The organism is Tamlana crocina (genome assembly GCF_012037625.1).
This window is the reverse complement of the sequence record NZ_JAAVJS010000374.1, coordinates 1-396: the sequence shown is the minus strand read 5'-3', so window position 1 is coordinate 396 and position 396 is coordinate 1. Positions and strand designations below refer to the sequence as shown.

Annotated in this window: 1 pseudogene; it reads left to right on the top strand. The window is 42.4% G+C overall.

Going from position 1 to position 396, the window contains the following annotated elements:
- A pseudogene (locus HC176_RS17180) lies at positions 1–396 on the top strand (excinuclease ABC subunit UvrA); the annotation flags it as partial.

The following is a 396-nucleotide window of genomic DNA, read 5'->3' as shown; positions in this document are numbered from 1 at the left end:
AAGAAAAATTCACCAAAGATTCCAAGACTTTAGGCATCACCCGGGAATATAAAATCGATTTTGAAGGGGTGGCTACATTTATAGAGGAGACCTACCACAAAAACGAATCTGCCTCCCTTCGCCGATGGGCCAAAGACTATATGGACAAGATCCTTTGCCCGGAATGTGAAGGCAGCCGTCTTAGAAAAGAGTCCTTATACTTTAAGGTAAACGGAAAAAATATTGCTGAACTCGCTCAAAAAGACATTGTAGATCTTGCAGAATGGTTTAAAAAACTGGAACCACAGCTTTCCAAAAAGCAGAAGAAGATCGCTTCCGAAGTGATCAAAGAGATAAGCGTTCGCCTGCAGTTCCTGGTAGATGTGGGATTGAATTACCTGTCCCTTAATCGTGGCT